16 protein-coding genes are annotated in these 15,570 nt (G+C 50.3%); 5 read left to right on the forward strand and 11 right to left on the reverse strand.

The features are described 5' to 3' along the window. Positions 1-13 precede the first annotated feature (13 nt). Positions 14-2,206: an ATP-binding cassette domain-containing protein gene (locus tag FBY01_RS19375; protein ID WP_178113281.1), complete on the reverse strand. Its 2,193-nt coding sequence runs from the start codon at positions 2,204-2,206 to the stop codon at positions 14-16. A gap of 92 nt (positions 2,207-2,298) precedes the next feature. Between FBY01_RS19375 and FBY01_RS19380 the strand changes: the two genes are divergently transcribed. The 4 genes from FBY01_RS19380 (at position 2,299) to FBY01_RS19395 (ending at position 5,893) form a co-directional block, all read left to right on the forward strand. Further along, complete coding sequence (locus FBY01_RS19380; protein WP_223530747.1) at positions 2,299-2,502, forward strand: hypothetical protein; 204 nt, start codon at positions 2,299-2,301, stop codon at positions 2,500-2,502. Between the two features lie 52 nt (positions 2,503-2,554). Further along, complete coding sequence (locus FBY01_RS19385) at positions 2,555-3,667, forward strand: ThiF family adenylyltransferase (RefSeq protein WP_145309155.1); 1,113 nt, start codon at positions 2,555-2,557, stop codon at positions 3,665-3,667. Then, positions 3,651-4,745 (forward strand): ThiF family adenylyltransferase, encoded by a 1,095-nt coding sequence (locus FBY01_RS19390; RefSeq protein WP_145309152.1) that lies wholly within the window; start codon positions 3,651-3,653, stop codon positions 4,743-4,745. Before FBY01_RS19385 ends, FBY01_RS19390 begins: the two co-directional genes overlap by 17 nt. 941 nt (positions 4,746-5,686) lie before the next feature. Then, positions 5,687-5,893, forward strand: a complete 207-nt coding sequence (locus FBY01_RS19395; RefSeq protein WP_145309150.1) for a hypothetical protein — start codon at positions 5,687-5,689, stop codon at positions 5,891-5,893. A 152-nt stretch (positions 5,894-6,045) separates the two neighbouring features. Here FBY01_RS19395 and FBY01_RS19400 read toward each other — a convergent pair whose 3' ends face one another. From FBY01_RS19400 to FBY01_RS19425, 6 genes are all read right to left on the reverse strand, one after another. After that, positions 6,046-6,888: an oxidoreductase gene (locus FBY01_RS19400; protein WP_145309147.1), complete on the reverse strand. Its 843-nt coding sequence runs from the start codon at positions 6,886-6,888 to the stop codon at positions 6,046-6,048. Between the two features lie 66 nt (positions 6,889-6,954). Next, positions 6,955-7,665, reverse strand: coding sequence for an SDR family NAD(P)-dependent oxidoreductase (locus FBY01_RS19405; RefSeq protein ID WP_145309145.1), 711 nt, complete (start codon positions 7,663-7,665; stop codon positions 6,955-6,957). A 43-nt stretch (positions 7,666-7,708) separates the two neighbouring features. Further along, positions 7,709-8,365: a DsbA family oxidoreductase gene (locus FBY01_RS19410; protein WP_010464653.1), complete on the reverse strand. Its 657-nt coding sequence runs from the start codon at positions 8,363-8,365 to the stop codon at positions 7,709-7,711. Next, on the reverse strand, positions 8,362-8,583 hold the full coding sequence (locus FBY01_RS19415; RefSeq protein WP_010464654.1) for a 4-oxalocrotonate tautomerase family protein: 222 nt from the start codon (positions 8,581-8,583) through the stop codon (positions 8,362-8,364). The genes FBY01_RS19410 and FBY01_RS19415 overlap by 4 nt, the downstream gene beginning before the upstream one ends. A 410-nt stretch (positions 8,584-8,993) precedes the next feature. Further along, positions 8,994-9,221, reverse strand: a complete 228-nt coding sequence (locus FBY01_RS19420) for a hypothetical protein (RefSeq protein WP_102593444.1) — start codon at positions 9,219-9,221, stop codon at positions 8,994-8,996. Next, the gene (locus FBY01_RS19425; protein ID WP_094469610.1) at positions 9,218-10,153 is read right to left on the reverse strand and encodes a hypothetical protein; all 936 of its coding nucleotides are present in this window, start codon (positions 10,151-10,153) and stop codon (positions 9,218-9,220) included. The genes FBY01_RS19420 and FBY01_RS19425 overlap by 4 nt, the downstream gene beginning before the upstream one ends. Positions 10,154-10,692: 539 nt before the next feature. On the opposite strand from FBY01_RS19425, the gene FBY01_RS19430 reads away from it, so the two are divergent. Beyond that, positions 10,693-10,989 carry a DUF3077 domain-containing protein gene (locus FBY01_RS19430; protein ID WP_010464659.1) on the forward strand — a complete coding sequence of 99 codons (297 nt, stop codon included), beginning with the start codon at positions 10,693-10,695 and terminating at the stop codon, positions 10,987-10,989. 144 nt (positions 10,990-11,133) lie between these two features. Here the strand turns inward: FBY01_RS19430 and FBY01_RS19435 are convergent, their stop codons facing one another. The 4 genes from FBY01_RS19435 to FBY01_RS19450 are packed head-to-tail and all read right to left on the reverse strand — an operon-like array spanning position 11,134 to position 15,266. Then, positions 11,134-11,913, reverse strand: coding sequence for a DeoR/GlpR family DNA-binding transcription regulator (locus FBY01_RS19435; protein ID WP_145309143.1), 780 nt, complete (start codon positions 11,911-11,913; stop codon positions 11,134-11,136). A 55-nt stretch (positions 11,914-11,968) separates the two neighbouring features. After that, positions 11,969-12,970, reverse strand: a complete 1,002-nt coding sequence (gene pdxA / locus FBY01_RS19440; protein ID WP_102593442.1) for a 4-hydroxythreonine-4-phosphate dehydrogenase PdxA — start codon at positions 12,968-12,970, stop codon at positions 11,969-11,971. 5 nt (positions 12,971-12,975) lie between these two features. After that, the gene (locus tag FBY01_RS19445; protein WP_145309141.1) at positions 12,976-14,256 is read right to left on the reverse strand and encodes a four-carbon acid sugar kinase family protein; all 1,281 of its coding nucleotides are present in this window, start codon (positions 14,254-14,256) and stop codon (positions 12,976-12,978) included. Then, a complete protein-coding gene (locus FBY01_RS19450) occupies positions 14,253-15,266 on the reverse strand; it encodes a 2-keto-3-deoxygluconate permease (RefSeq protein ID WP_077747522.1) in 1,014 nt (337 codons plus the stop codon). The genes FBY01_RS19445 and FBY01_RS19450 overlap by 4 nt, the downstream gene beginning before the upstream one ends. Between the last annotated feature and the right edge of the window lie 304 nt (positions 15,267-15,570).

The following is a 15,570-nucleotide window of genomic DNA, read 5'->3' on the forward strand; positions in this document are numbered from 1 at the left end:
AAAAAACCAACCCTTATACTGCTCTACTCCTGCTGAATGGCAACCCAGAGTATATAAGTTCCCCTCCCGCTGGCCCAGCGCCCGGGCCAAACTCTAAGATATAATTGCATCGATCAAGTATTTCCGGCTTATGGTCTATCACCAAAATAGCCTTAAAATAAGCAGCGCAATCGCCAATATGAGTTATGGCTTTAACTGCAGAAGCACTATCCAGCCCAGCGCCAGGCTCATCTATTATCAGTATTTTGTCTTTACTTGGAGAGATTAATGCTTGCAGCAATTTAATACGGCGAGATTCGCCCCCTGACAAACTTCCGATTTTCCTATTTAGACTCAAGTGGGATACCCCAAGAGCCTCAGCGATTTTTATTACAGAGCTCAACTTTTTACTTTGCACAACCAGATCATTAGGCAGAGAGTGAAGAGGTGAACCATAAAACTCCTTCACATTCATGTTAAACACTTTAATAAGATCGACAACTTCTGAAAACAATGAACCCTCACAGAGAGAACAGGTTATCTTAATCGTTTTCTCAAAAGTCCTAGCAAAGTCTACGACCCCTGTTCCACCGCAGACATCACAGCAACCTAACTTACCTGGTTGAGGCAGGAAAAGCTCCTTAGCCATATCAGTGTTTTTTGAGTAAATATTCGCGATACTTGCGCTCAAATCTAGAGCTGTAGATATAGTAGACCTAACGTTTCCACGCATTTGCTTTTGCGAAACGTAGTGAGCTTCGGGAAATACTTCACTAATAGCGGCTGCATAAGAGGACTTACCCGAACCAGAAACGCCGCATATTCCGGTAATAGCATTCTTGGGAATAGACGCTAGGACATTTGAAACATTATTCTTGCTTACTTTGGGGAGAGGAAAAAAGTCCGCCGACTTATACTCTTTATCTCTTTCAAGTACAGAATGCTCAGGAGCTACATAAGGTACAATATAGCCACCCTCATTTCCCGGCGCTGGACCTATGCAAATTACTTGGTCTGCCGATTGGATAAAGTAATGATTATGCTCAATCATTACAATTGTATTTCCGTTAGCGCATATTTTTCTCATCTTCTCAATCAAAAGATCATGAGCATTTGTAGATATTTGCGACGAAATTTCGTCCAAAACAAACATAACCCCAGAAATTGAAGTATTACATATTTGACCAAACCTAAGTTTTTGTAACTCTCCACCAGACAGGGTGGGGACCTGTCTTACCAAAGAAAGATACCCCAAACCAAGTTCAATGAGTGTTTCCAGTTGGGTAACTAATGCTTTTAATGCCGAAGGTTGGCTTTTACCTGAGTATTTCAGCCGCGTGACAACCTCAGAAATTGGAGACTTTAAAAATTCAAAAAGAGAAATTCCAGATACTTTGCTTTTCTTATAGAAACTCAAGTTCAGGCCAGTTGCGTCACAATGGGAGCACGGAGATGGTTTTGAAAACTTCCTATAAGCATCATATAGTGATGCTTTTTCGCTCTGCGAGAACTCCACCAAGCTCTTTATTGGACCTATGTAACGTTCTTCTCTAGATCTCCTCTTCCCACTAAAGGCAAAGCTTATTTTAAATTTTTTAGCCGACTCGCCATTTAGGACCAAATTTTTTTGCTGCACTGAAAGCTCAGAAATCGATTTTTTCAGATCAATTCCTTCATCCTCACAAAAAGCGCGAAGCAGAGCTGTATGCTTAGATAGATTTGCCCCAAACCAACATTTGAAAGGGATTTTTTCCAAAGGTTTAAATTCATCAAAAATGAGACTTTCGGACAACGATAGTGACTCTCTACTTCCTTCGCACTGCGGACATTCATTTCCTGGCTTATTTAAACGAAGAGATGAATGATCGATTAATGTGTCGTCGTTCGGAAGGATTGAGTAGAGGTAACTAGGAATATCTAGGTAAGAATAAATTGTCGATTTTGGGTTTGAGTTAAAATTGTTTTGCGTTAGCGCAATCGCAGGTAATGAGCCATGAAATGAATCCACGCTATAAGTAGCATAATCATATGCTCCAAACTCCAGCTGATTAAATTGCTGTTTGCAGATTGAAAATAGCGTGCCGTACGCTAAAGAAGACTTCCCACCACCACTTATCCCTGTTATGGCGGTCAATGAATTTAACTTAATTCTAATATTTAGACTTTTTAGGTTGTTTGTTTTGGCACCAACAACTGTGAAGAAATTTTCTTCTGATCTTCCCTGCATCAGTAACTCCGTTCGTGAAAGTTGTAAGTGACATGAGAATGCCATTATGGTATCGTTTTCGCTCTGTGTCCATAACGTAAACGGAGTTAGCAATGGTCAAAATGAAGGTTAGTTTGAAGTTTTCCGAAGTAGGAGAACATCCTGAAGCCGGTACCAAGTACACTACGACTTGTTCAGGAAGCAGAAGCGATTGCTGCACTCGAGTTTGCACCCGTCAAGATATTGGATCTGATGATGGCAGTTTAGATTCTTGGGATGAGTATCTCGAAGCCAATGCCGGTGTTTTGCAATATTGATTTTGGAGCGGTGCCAAGAATTTGGCACCTATTCCTATCGGTAGGATGAAGAATGGAAGCTTTCACATATGATCCTGTCTTAAAAATAAAAGACAGCGTGGATGTATACATGTCCACAGGTGAACCTCATGTCTGCACTATTCAGTTTTACCATATCAATACTAGGCAAAAACTTTCCATTCGGGTTGACCCTACATTTAGTGAAGTACTATCTGCCCTAGATGGAGTAAAGCCCCTCTCGAAGCATTTAGCCGATTTTGGGTTCGAAGTAGACCTCGATGAACTCAAGTCGATATTAGATTATTTAATCGTTAACGGTGTATTAGAATACCCTTCGAGTACAGACCCTGACTCGCGATACTCACGACAGATAAACTTTTTGTCTGATTGGATATTTGGGTTGCCCGCAGATAAGGCTCATCAACGAATCGTTGACAGCCACTGCGTTGTTTTTGGTGTGGGGGCAGTTGGGGCTTCTATTGTAATTAATCTTGCAAGAGCTGGAGTATCAAATTTTACGCTTGTAGATAACAAGACCCTCACTCAACAGTCTTCCGAACGGCATCCATATTTTTCAATTAATGAGATCGGAGAACCGAAGGTTCATGCTCTCAGGCGTTACATCGAAAAAATAAACTCCGATGTAAGCGTCAAGTGCATCCAGGAAAAACTCCTACCTTTAACAGTCCTATCCAGTTTGGTGGATAGTGCCACTGTCGTAATTAACACGGCCGACGAACCATATATAGGTCACACTTCGGTCAAACTCGGGCGCTATTTGTGGGCTAAGAATATCCCTCTTTATGTTGCCGGTGGGTTTGATGCTCACCTCATGAGTACAGGAGATTTTTTTATTCCTGGAGAGTCTATCTGTGTTGATTGCTGTAGCAATTTTTTCAGCGTTGCCTTAGCTGACTGGAAACCATCTTACAAGGTACATAAAACCAACCCCACAAAAACACATGTTATCGGTGGTAGCGGCGGAACTTACAGTATGTCTCTGTTTTCTGCATCATACGCTTGTGTACAACTGCTGAACTACATTGCAGGCGGTGAGGCATATAAATCTAGGCTATCTCAGCGTGGAGAGTTCATGATCGGAAAAAGTGAAGTGGAGTGGGTGGAAATTTCAGCTAAGGAAGGTTGCGATGTCTGTAGAAAATAAAGTATTTAGGTTAAGAAGTTGCATTGCAATTGTACACCTTGGACAGATTGTTGAGTTTTTTGATAGCAATCTAAGGGTCGGGTTTTTTATCGAGCAGAGTTACCCTGAAATTATTGGATTACTACACCGATTTGATGGTTCGCTGACAGTTAGTTCAATCAGCGCTTTGTATCCAGAAATTTTAATTCACGAGCTATGTGCACTAGCCCTATTTCTTCAAGAGAAATACGTTCTAATTGAAGTGAATGAACCGTACTCTCAGTCTGACGTAGACTCACGCCCTCGACTGATAAATACTTTAGAAAGTTATTTTCATTCCACATCGGAAGTTAAAAAGGCCATCTCGCAAGGCTCAAAGGCAAGTGTACTTATCATCGGACTTGGCGCTGTAGGGTCATGGGTTTTGCATTGCTTGATAAAAGCTGGTGTCCAGAATATTACTGTAATGGATGATGACGTCGTCGAGGCATCTAACCTCCATAGACAAGATTTGTTCTTTGAGGCTGACGTCGGAAAGCCTAAAGCTACCTCAGCTCGCGACAGCATCAGGCATTCATATGGTATTGAAATAAAGGCCATCTGTAAAAAAATGGAATCTGTCGAAGATTTAGGATCATTACCTAACACACAAAATTTAATTATAAATTGCGCAGACTTTCCGAGCGTTGACAAAACGTCCAGGATAGTTTCCGATTTCTGTTTAAAATATAAAACTCCACACATCATTGGTGGCGGTTATAATTTACACTTAACGCTGATTGGGCAGGTAGTTATTCCAGGATTAACCGCTTGCTTCCACTGTTTCGATCAAGTGCTGACTCCAACGAACGCTGCGGATCTATTTGGTGTAAAAAAACTAAATAGAAAATCTCGTAAAATTGGAAGTATAGGTCCCGTATGTGGTGTTTCCGCATCGATTACCTCAACAGAGGCAATTAAAGTTATTTTTGGTGTGCCATTAAAATTTTTGGCGGTAATAAATAAACGTATTGAATTTAACTTAAGCAACTTTGATTTTGGTGCATTTACTGTGAGTAGAAATACCGTTTGTGAATATTGTTCCGACGACATAATCTGATAATCTAAAGAGGCCATCTCAAACACACACACTAACTTTATACTTTCCATCTTGTAAAATATGGACTGGCCGAATACAACATTACAACTGCTATACTTATTCGAAAATCATGAAACCGACAAGCGCTTTCCCAAGTGACATTGTTTCTCTTTAATATTTTAAATGTGATTGCCGGGACTGGGTAAAAACTAAAACTTTCATTATTCACGTAAAAAAACTCAAGACTAAGCGACAACTTTATACATGGTACCGACCGCGAACGCCTGCCGAGCACAGAGATCAACTAACAATCACACATAGCTCAAGCAGGTAAAGGGCATTATTTCCAGTCCAGCTTTGCGTTTATTATTTATAATTTATTATTTTCTCTATAACGCCATCAATATCTAGAAATAATTTCTGCATTTTTAATGCATAACAACTAAGCTCCATCCATACAAAAAAATATTATACGAATCAGATATCTGCGACCACTACCCTCCACACTCCCACTTAACAATACGTTCCGCGGAAGATCTGAAAAGCCTAATAAATTGCGGGTATCGATTAGAGTAGTATTAGGGATATAAAATTTTATACTAAACAATAAAAACCATATAAATCAAATAGTTAATTTATTATTGGACTCCTGGTGCCGCACCATACGCAGTATCGAAAAAGGCTCACCGAAAGGTGGGCCTTTTTCGTTTATGGGTCTTACGCTCCTGGGTTTCCTCTGCTGGCTCCCCGTTCCGTGTTCGCCCCTTTTTGCGCCCCGCTCGCTGAAGGGTGGTTATATTCATCAAAGGTGCGGAATCGGCGCAGCCAATTCTGGTACCGCGCATCTACATATCTCACCGAAACGATGAGCGGTTACGGTCGAAAATCAGTGAGGCGGCATAATGACAGCAGTGCTTATGCACAACCTGCCACTTCACTCCGCCGTTGCGAGCCCCTTTGTAATGAACACCGAACGACGTTACTCGATCATCTTGGAGCACAGCGCCGAGGTGCTGCTTGAACATGCAGCCATGGCGCAGATAGAGGCATTTTGGGACGCCAACGATACCCGCTACTTCGGGTTGCGCATGGAGGATGAGCACAGCGCACACGCACGAGTGATTGTTACGGACGAAGTCCCCGACGACGAAGACGTGGCGCTTTTCTGACTGTAGCGAATGGAATCACTCGCCTCCTACGAGAGGAGAGGGGCGCCCAGATGATTTTCAGATCTATTGCCGACACCACAAAACAAAGCCCTCGTAGAAATACGAGGGCTTTGTTGTTTCTGGGTTCTGGATTTTTATACACCGGCCATCAATCACTCAAACTCCGTAGAAACCGAAAGATGCTCCCAAGCATCAATCTCCCCCTGCAACCGCGCAATCTTTTCACGCACCAACCTCACCGCATCCTTACCCAGCAACAGATGAACCGGCGGCTTTTCAGCAGCGACCAAGGTCATCAACGCCTGCGCAGCTTTGTGCGGATCACCAGCCTGCTTGCCACTCTTCTCTTCCCGCGCCTTGCGCACTGGATCGAACACCGCGTCGTAGTCACTCACGGTGCGACCGGATCGGATCATCGAGCGCCCCGCCCATTCGGTGCGAAATGAGCCAGGTGCGACGGCGGTTACGTGAATGCCCAGGCTTTCGACTTCTTTGGCCAGCGCTTCGCTGATGCCTTCAAGGGCGAATTTGCTGCCGCTGTAGTAAGCGATGCCCGGCAAGGTGATGAAGCCGGCCATGGAGGTGATGTTGACGATATGCCCGCTGCGCCGTTCACGCATGCCGGGCAGGACTGCTTTGATCATTGCCACCGCGCCAAACACGTTGACGTCGAACTGGCGCTGCATTTCAGTCAGTGGCGATTCCTCGAGAATGCCTTCGTGCCCATAGCCGGCGTTGTTCACCAGCACGTCGATCTGCCCCACCTCGCGCAGGATGTCAGCCACCAGTGGTTCGATGGCTGGGAAATCGGTGACGTCGAGCACGAACGCTTTAGCGCGATGGGCGTCCAGCGCTTCGAACGCGGCGCACTCGGATTCGCGCCGCACCGTGCCAACCACCGTGTGCCCCGCCGCCAGCGCTGCTTGCGAAAAGGCAAGGCCGAAACCTGAACTGACGCCGGTGATCAGGAAAACCTTGTGAGCGTGGGTGTTCATCCTGCGTTCTCCAATAAAAACGCCGTCGATAGTGATCGACGGCGCTGTGGACAAGTCAAAGAGGTCTTAGTGACCGGCGCTCTGACCGCCATCGACGTGCAGGATTTCGCCAGTGACGAAGTTGGCGTTGTCCAGATACACAACCGCCTGAGCGATGTCGTTGATTTCGCCCATGTGGCCGACCGGGTGCAGACTGCCCAGCGCTGCATGGGTTTCCTCACCATGCATCGGGGTCTTGATGATGCCAGGGGAAACCGCATTCACCCGAATCCCGCGCTTGGCGTACTCAATCGCCAAGGACTTGGTCGCTGCGTTCAAACCACCTTTGGTCAGCGAAGCCAGTACCGACGGCACACCGTCAATTGCGTGATCTGTCAGGCTGGTGGTGATGTTGACGACGTGGCCTTTGCCTTGCTTTTCCATCTCGTTGATCGCGAGTTGGGTGATGTAGAAGAAGCCGTTCAGGTTCACCGACAACACGTTGGCGTAGTCTTCGGCGGTGTAGGCGGTGAACGGCTTGGCGATGAAGATGCCGGCGTTGTTGATCAGGGTGTCGATGCGACCAAAACGTGCGATGGCTTCACGGATGACTTGTTGTGCGACTTCCGGGTTGCCGATGTCGCCCGCCACGGTGAGGATGTCCGGATCGGTGGACGGTTTGATCGAACGCGAAGTGGCGACAACTTTGTAATCCAGGTCGCGGAAGGCTTTGACCATGCCGGCGCCGAGGCCTTGGGATGCGCCAGTGATAACGATGACTTTTTTCGAATTGCTCATGATGAACCTCTACTAATAAATAATGGTTTGAATAAGTAAGTAATCAGGCTTCGGCGGGGGCCTTGGCCATTTGTCTCAACATTTGTTCGTAGTACTCGACCGACTGCGAACCGGACACCAGGTGGCGACCGTTCAGCACCATGGCCGGGACCGAGTTGATGCCGTGCTGGCGGTAAAACGCTTCAAGCTCACGCACTTCTTTGGCAAATGCGCCGGACGCCAACACCTCTTGAGCCGCCGCCGCATCCAGTCCCGCTTCAGCAGCCAGACTCACCAACGTTTCGCGATCGCTCGGGTTCTGGCCGTCGGTGAAGTAAGCGCGCAACAGGATTTTCTTGAGTGCGACCTGCCGCCCTTCCTGCAACGCCCACAACAGCAGCCGATGCGCATCAAACGTGTTGTAGAAGTGAGTGCGCTTGTCCAGATCGAACTTGAACCCCAGAGCCGCGCCACGTTCGATCTGCATCGCTTTGCCAGCGGCGACGTCTGCGGCGGTGCGTCCATATTTGCGCATCAAATGCTCGACCGCTTTTTCGCCGACTGCCGGCATGTCCGGGTTCAACTCGAAGGGCTTGTAGGTCAGCTCCACTGAAATCTCACCGGCCACGTTCTCGATCGCTTGCTCCAGCGCCGTCGCACCCAATGCACACCACGGGCACACCACGTCGGAGATGAAATCGATGGAGACGGACGCGGTCATGATTTGCCCTCCGCCTCAGCCAGTTGCTTGCGGTACTTAGTGGTACTGATGCCGGCGTAGCCCCAGTTATCGGTGTCGACTTCTTCGATCACGATGTGGGTCAGGTGCGGATCCTTCTTCAGGACGCGTTCCAGGGTTTCAGTGATTTCGGCGATCACCTGAGCTTTCTGCTCAGAGGTAACGCCATCGCGGGTGATGCGTACGCTTACGAAAGGCATGAGGAATCTCCAGTGACCTTCCCTTCGGAATGAATGGGTCGGCGTTGGAGTTCAATGTAGGGAGTTAGCTGGAGGGGATAAAGGTGGGGGCGGGAACATCATTAGTTACGCGGTGTAATTATTACAATCCGAGCTCGACGTGACTTCTTCGCTAATCAGGAAGCTCTCGCAGAGATTTAAGAGATCTGTTGTTAGGGGCACATTTTCCTGGGCGCCCAGTACCTTTCCGGACGTAAAAAAGCCCGAACAGGTCGGGCTCTCGTCAACAAATCGTAATTTCATAATTCCACTCAGGACGGCCTCTAATTAGAGCCCTCGACACCTAAGTTCATTATAGTGATGCTACATTGGACCGAAGTAAGTATATAAACTCAAAAAACTCTTACTTAGTCATTAACAAATACAAGACTCTACTCTTTTGAAGCTGATGACCTCAGCTCATTATTAAAATAATCTTCGCTATTTTTTATTTCAGAATCAACCCAGCTCGCTACAAACGAATTTTTCTCTTCGGAGCCCTTTAAAAGCTCGTCTTCAAAAAACATAGATATCGACGAATGATATATATCATTTCCACCAGCAACTCTATTTTTATCAATTTCGCTGTTTTTCTTTGAAAGAAAATTAAATATTCTCATGGTCTTGCTCCAAATCGTTTATCCAGATAAATCGATAAGAGTTTAGCTATTGTCAGGCCTAACATCTTATCTCTCTCCAAGGAAAATTGATTAGATTCATTACTAGTGAATACTAGCACACCCAACGGTTTGCTGCCAGAGCTGAGTTTTGCAGAGTCTTTTATTGGCATAGAAAGAAATGACTTATATTTATGCTCATCACCGATAGTACTTGAGCTTACCGAAAGCTCCGTGCTCCTAGTAATATCATGGCAAATTTTTATCTCATCCAAAATGTATGTTAATCCTACATGGCCGAATCCCGGTTTCCAGCTCCTCCCCGTGGTAACGAGCCTGTCATCATGGCTTCTCCATTTAAGCTCAAGCTGAGCTGTGCTCTCATTATAAAGGTATAATGCAAAGTTATATAAAGCCGTCGAGCTATAACCAAAAAGCTCCGCTCTATATTTGACTAGAGGCGAAAGTATCTTTCCTAAATCAGCAGATACCCGAGCGCTTGTGCAGTCAGTATTATTAGAATCATTGATTTCATCGATTAAATTCTCCAACTCCAACGTGGAAATATACGACACAGTTTGTTGAAACTTTAGGTTTTGATACATTTGGGAAGCTTTCGGAATCACTATCTTTCTGAAAATCTTATTCTGCTTAATAAGCTTCTCTACTTCTTGAGTCACGGATTTACGAGTGCTCGACGACAATAAAACGCTGGTAAACACTAGATGCAGAAAAGCGCTTAATGAAAAAAGTACCGTTTCACCCAACGTAAACTTAGATAATTCCCCAGTCGCAAAATATTTACTAATAAACGCACCAATGATAACGGGCGAAATTAGCGTCATCCAAAAATTGGAAAACATTACAGAAAAATAAAAAACCCTACCTTCAATCGATCTGTTTTTTGAATTGTTTTTTGTTATTTTTTTCAACATACACCCGCATTTTTTCAAGGCTCGATCCAAGCCATAAATATAGCTGACTTTTTTAGTTCAGTGACACAGCGCTCCTACAAATCCCTCCTAAAAAGTCGAATGAATTTTCCGACGTAGGTGTAATTTAAAATTCTTATTAATCTCCTTTGTTAAATTTGCACACAAGCCACCACCTAGCCACGATTGCGCATCCGTCGCCCTCAAGCTACCTTCAGACCGTCGCTGCCAATTCAGCGACCGGGCCTGAGAACCCGGGTAATATGCGCGCGCACCAGCGCCCTAAATCACGATTGCCGGCGTTTTTTTGTGCCTGCATTTCCGTGCAATGGCGGCTGTGCGTGGGAGACCTTCGGGTCTGCCGGGTCGTGCATACCGGTTTCTCAGCCTGCGCACAGCTGCCACCCATTCGCCTGAGAACGAACGCGGCAGCTCTACTTTGATTTTGGAGTATTGCAAATGCACGCTATTGATCCGTTCAAAACTTCCCTCTTTGCTACGCCTGCCATCACCCACCACCGCCCAAAAACCGGAGGTGCCCAATGACCAACCCCAAAGACCTTAAAACCATCGGCCTCACCCCCTTCTCCTACCACGCCAACGAACCGCTCTTCCGCATCAACGCCGGCGTCCCGGTCATTGCAGCCCTCTCCCACGCCTCCGATCTGCTCCACGTCGCCAAACTGCTCGCGTCAGACGCGGCCATGGTTCGCGACACCGACCGGCACGCCTGGGCATCGCATTACTTGCAGGATATGAGCAAGGCGATCATTGATGATGTGGTGAAGGTGTTGGACGCGCCATGTAACAACCGAGCCAGTAACGTCGTACCTATCTAAATCGCATGCATAAAAAAGCCCCGAATCAATCGGGGCTTTTTGCGTCAATGAGAGGGTGTTGGCATATGCTTTGTGCGTAAAAACGAATCTACGTGCACAAAAACGATCATAAAATGGGTCTTTTGCATAAAAACGTTCACAACCTTAAGCGTTGTCGACGCTCACAGTTTCCACAGTGATCTGCTTCAGCGCATAAAACGGCGCAAGCGCCGCCTCATCCGCTGAAGCTCCGGTAATCAACCGCCACTCCCGCTCAATCGGCGTCCAGTGCTGCTGTCGGGCGCGCCCCAACTTGTCAGTGTCCGCGAGCACAACAATCTGCGCCGCTCGCTTGATGATGCATTCCTTCAAATAAGCCTGCTGCGCACTCGCCTCACACAAACCAAACTCCGCAACCACGCCATCCGCACCCAGAAAGGCCTTGTCGACACTGAGCCGACTCAACGTCAGCTCCGCCAGCGGCCCCAACGTGCTCATGCTCGAACCGCGCAGATCGCCGCCGATCAACGTCAACCGAATACCCGGCGCATTGGCCAGGGTCATTACGGCAAGCAAATTGTTGGTCACCACATGCACGTCTTGTCGCGAACACAGATGATGGGCCAGTGCGGCGCACGTGGTGCCGCCGTCGAGCAGCACGGTATCACCATCCTGAACGTGGGCCGCCGCTGCCTGGGCGATGGCATCTTTCTGTTCCCACTGGGATGTCTTGCGTTCTTCGAGCGAGGCTTCCGGCTCATGAACGCCGACCACCGCAGTTGCGCCGCCATAGGTGCGCACCAGGTGCCGCTGTTTGGCGAGCATGGTCAGGTCGCGCCGTACCGTGGCTTCCGAGACTCCGAGTGCCGCGCTCAATTGCTCGACGTTGGCATCGCCAATTCGCACGAGATCGAGGATGGCGCGGTGGCGTTCGGAGGCTTTCATGGCGGGTCTCGTTGTGGGGACGGTGGTCGATCTTACACGACCGAGCCCCTGCGCCTCATCCCCGTCGCGTGGCAAGCTCGGCGCCCTGGCGCAGCGCTTCGAGCAGGCTGCGCTCATCGGCGATGCCTTTGCCGGCGATATCAAACGCGGTGCCATGGTCGACCGAGGTGCGGATCACGTCCAGGCCCACGGTGACGTTTACGCCCGCTTCCAGACCGAGCACTTTGACCGGGCCGTGGCCTTGATCGTGATACATCGCCACCACCAGATCGAAGTCGCCGCGACCGGCGCGGAAGAACAGCGTGTCGGCAGGCAATGGGCCGGTGACGTCGAGGCCGCGTTCTTGCAGCAGCTTCACCGCAGGGATGATTTTTTCCTCTTCTTCGCCATAACCGAACAGTCCGTTTTCACCGGCATGGGGGTTGATCCCGCAAACTCCAATTCGCGGGCGAGCAATGCCGGCCTTGATCAGTGTCGCGTTGCCGCGCTCGATGGTGCGCTGGACCAGGCCCGGCTCGATCTTGCGGATCGCGTCGATGATGCCGATGTGGGTCGTGACGTGAATCACCCGCAACTGCGGCGCCACGAGCATCATCGAGACTTCGTCGACGTTGGTCAGGTGCGCGAGCATTTCTGTGTGGCCAGGGTATTTGTGGCCACCGGCGTGCAGCGCTTCCTTGTTCAGCGGTGCGGTGCAGATCGCGTCGATCTGGCTGGCCTCGGCGAGTTGCACGGCGCGGGCGATGTATTGATAAGCAGCGTCACCGGCGATGGGCGACAACTCGCCGAACGGCAGGTCGTCGGGGATCAGGTTAAGGTCGATGCAGTCAATGGTACCGGCCTCGTACAAGGCTTGGGATGCGTCCTCGATACGGCGCACTTTGGCACTTCCGCCGACGATGACGTTGGCCTGTTCGAGGCGACGGGCATCGCCGATCACCAGGGGCCGGCATTGTTGGTAGACGATGTCGTGAGTCAGGCTCTTGACGATGATTTCCGGGCCGACACCCGTGGCGTCGCCCATGGTGATGCCGATGATGGGGAGGTAATTGCTCATAGTGTTCATTCGAGTCCTTGGATTCGTGTGCGTTGGGGCGGGGAGCGATCGGCGCTGTCGCTCAGGTGTTGCCATGCCGCATATAAGGCGTTGTCGGTACCGAACGCGCCGGCCTTGGTAACGATGCCGGGACGATGGCCCTGGCGGGAAACGGTCGGGCGGGCGAAGGCGACGCCGGCTTCGATTTCGGTCAGCAGTTGCAGGCTGTCGATGCCGACGGTGGTCAATATGGCCCGCGCGGTTTCGCCGCCGGTGGCGATCAGGCCGCCGACCTTGGCGAAGTGCGGTTCGACCAGCACGGCGAGCATGGTCGAGAGTTGCGCGCCCTCTTGGGGATCGAACGCTTCATCGCGGCCGATGCGCAGCAGCAGGTCACTCCAGCCGTCCAGTTGCTCGCCAATGCGCGATTGCCAGAGCGACCAATCGCCGTGGGTTGAGCCCTGACGAAGGACTTCAGGCGGTATAACCAGTTCGCTGACGCCGCCACGCTCTTTGAGCCGCTCGCATTGTCGCTCGCAGACGCCGGAGAGGCTGCCGACGAGGATCAGAATCGGCGCCTGGCTTTTTTCGAGGGTCGCAGGTTCGATAGTCGTAAACCTTGCTTCGGATAAATCAGGAAGACTGGCGATTTCCCGTGCCAGACCACCCGAACCGATCCAGAACAGCGGCTGATCCATCGACGCGGTCAAGCGAGCGAGGGTCAGCAGGTCGTCTTCGGTCTGCGCATCGACGATCAGCGCCTGCGTGCCATTGCCGGCAATTTCAGCAATGTGCCGCTCGAGCGCTTTTTCGTTGCCGCGCAAGGTGTCGAGGTCGAGCTTCGCGGTGCTCAGGCCTGCGGCAATCAGCATCGCCTCGACATCGGCCGGACGGTCGGCGTTTTCCAGTTTCCAGGTGTCGGTGGTTTCCAGCGGCTGGCCGTTGACGAACACGCGACCGCCGCGCAACGTGCGCCCGGTGGCCGGAAAAGCCGGGGCGACGATGGCCAGGCCGGCCAACGGTTGCAGGGCGGCAACCTCAGCCGCCCAGTTGCCGCGCAGCGTCGAATCGATTTTTTTGTACAGCCGCTGCCCGGGTTTGTGCAGTGCTTTGAATGCCGCGACCGTGCGCTCGGCAGCCCGTGCGGGTGGGAGGCGCCGAGTGTCCGTATCCGCGGCAATCACTTGAGCGTCAGCCTCGTCATTCAGGGGGTCGAGGGTAACGACCGTTTGCATCCCCACGCTGGCAAAGCCGATGGCGCAATCTGCCGCGCCGGACAGATCGTCAGCGATGATCAGAATCCTCATCGCAAAGCCTCCTGCTTTTGAGGTTCGATCCCCGGTTCAGGTATGACGACAGGATTGCGCTGCTGCACGCGTTTGGCGACGGCGGCGGTGAGTAACGGCGCGAGGATCGCGGTGACCACGACGCAGGCGGCTACCAGTATGGTCGCGCTCTTGGCCGCTTCGGCGTACACCGGGTTGGCTGCCGCAATCAGTGCAGGGACGGCCGCGGCATTCCCGGCGGTGGTGGCTGCGGCAACACCCGCGACGCCCGTGCCACCGGTCAAACGATCGGCGAAGAACAGCGGAATGCCGGTCAGCACAACCACCGCAACGCCCATGCCGAGACCCAGCAAACCGGCCTGCCAGACGTTATGCAAGTCCAGGCTGGCGCCGAGTGCAAGGGCAAAAAACGGGATCATCACCGGGACGGCCTTGGCCAGAAAGTCGCGCATGTCACGGTCGAGATTGCCCAATAGCATGCCGAGGGCCAGTGGCAGGATGCTGCCCACCAGCGTCGGCCAAGGGAAAGCCGACAGGCCGGCGATGCCCAAGGTGACCATGGTCAGAAAAGGCCCGGACTCCAGGGACATGACCGAATAGGCGCCGACGTCTTCGGATCGACCGTATTGCCCCATCAGCGCCATGTACAAGCCGCCATTGGTGTCGTTCATCGCGGCGACGACCGCCAGCGTTGAAATGCCGGCGAAGAGGCCAGACGAAATCGGCTGCTCGCCGAGAAAATGCCCGAGCACAATGCCGATAAGCACGGCGATGCCGACTTTGGTGATAAGCAGCGTGCCGCCCTTCTTCAGCAGATAAGGTGTGGCCTTGATATTGATGCTCGCGCCCATGCAGACGTAGAACACCGCGAGGATGGGTAACGCCCCGGTGAACAGCGCATTGGTGAAAGAGCCGAAAAACTTCGGTGTGTCAGGAAGGAATGTAGCCACCAGTGAGCCAATCAGCAGCGGGACAATCATCATGCCGCCAGGGATGCGTTCAATGGTGCGCTTGATAGGAATTTGGGCCACGAGGGTCTCCTTTTATAATTGTTTGGTAAGACGTACTTCACCTCGAAACTGACTGATTCGATCATTTGATGATTGACTCAGTCAAAATAATCTTAGGCTTTCGTTCTTAATTGCGCAAACCAATCATTCAAATGATCGTTTTGATCATTTATGGAGGAAACCTGTTTTTTCACAAATACCTTTGCCAGCCACCTCAGTAGCCGCCCCCAGATACAGAAAAGCGGCAAGGTCGAACATTCACACATCCCAAAAAAAATGCCCAAACCTCCCGGCCTGAGCATTTTTTTGACCCTGATCACCCAGT

The sequence above is a fragment of the Pseudomonas sp. SJZ077 genome, from assembly GCF_007993905.1.
Classification (GTDB): Bacteria; Pseudomonadota; Gammaproteobacteria; order Pseudomonadales; family Pseudomonadaceae; genus Aquipseudomonas; species Aquipseudomonas mandelii.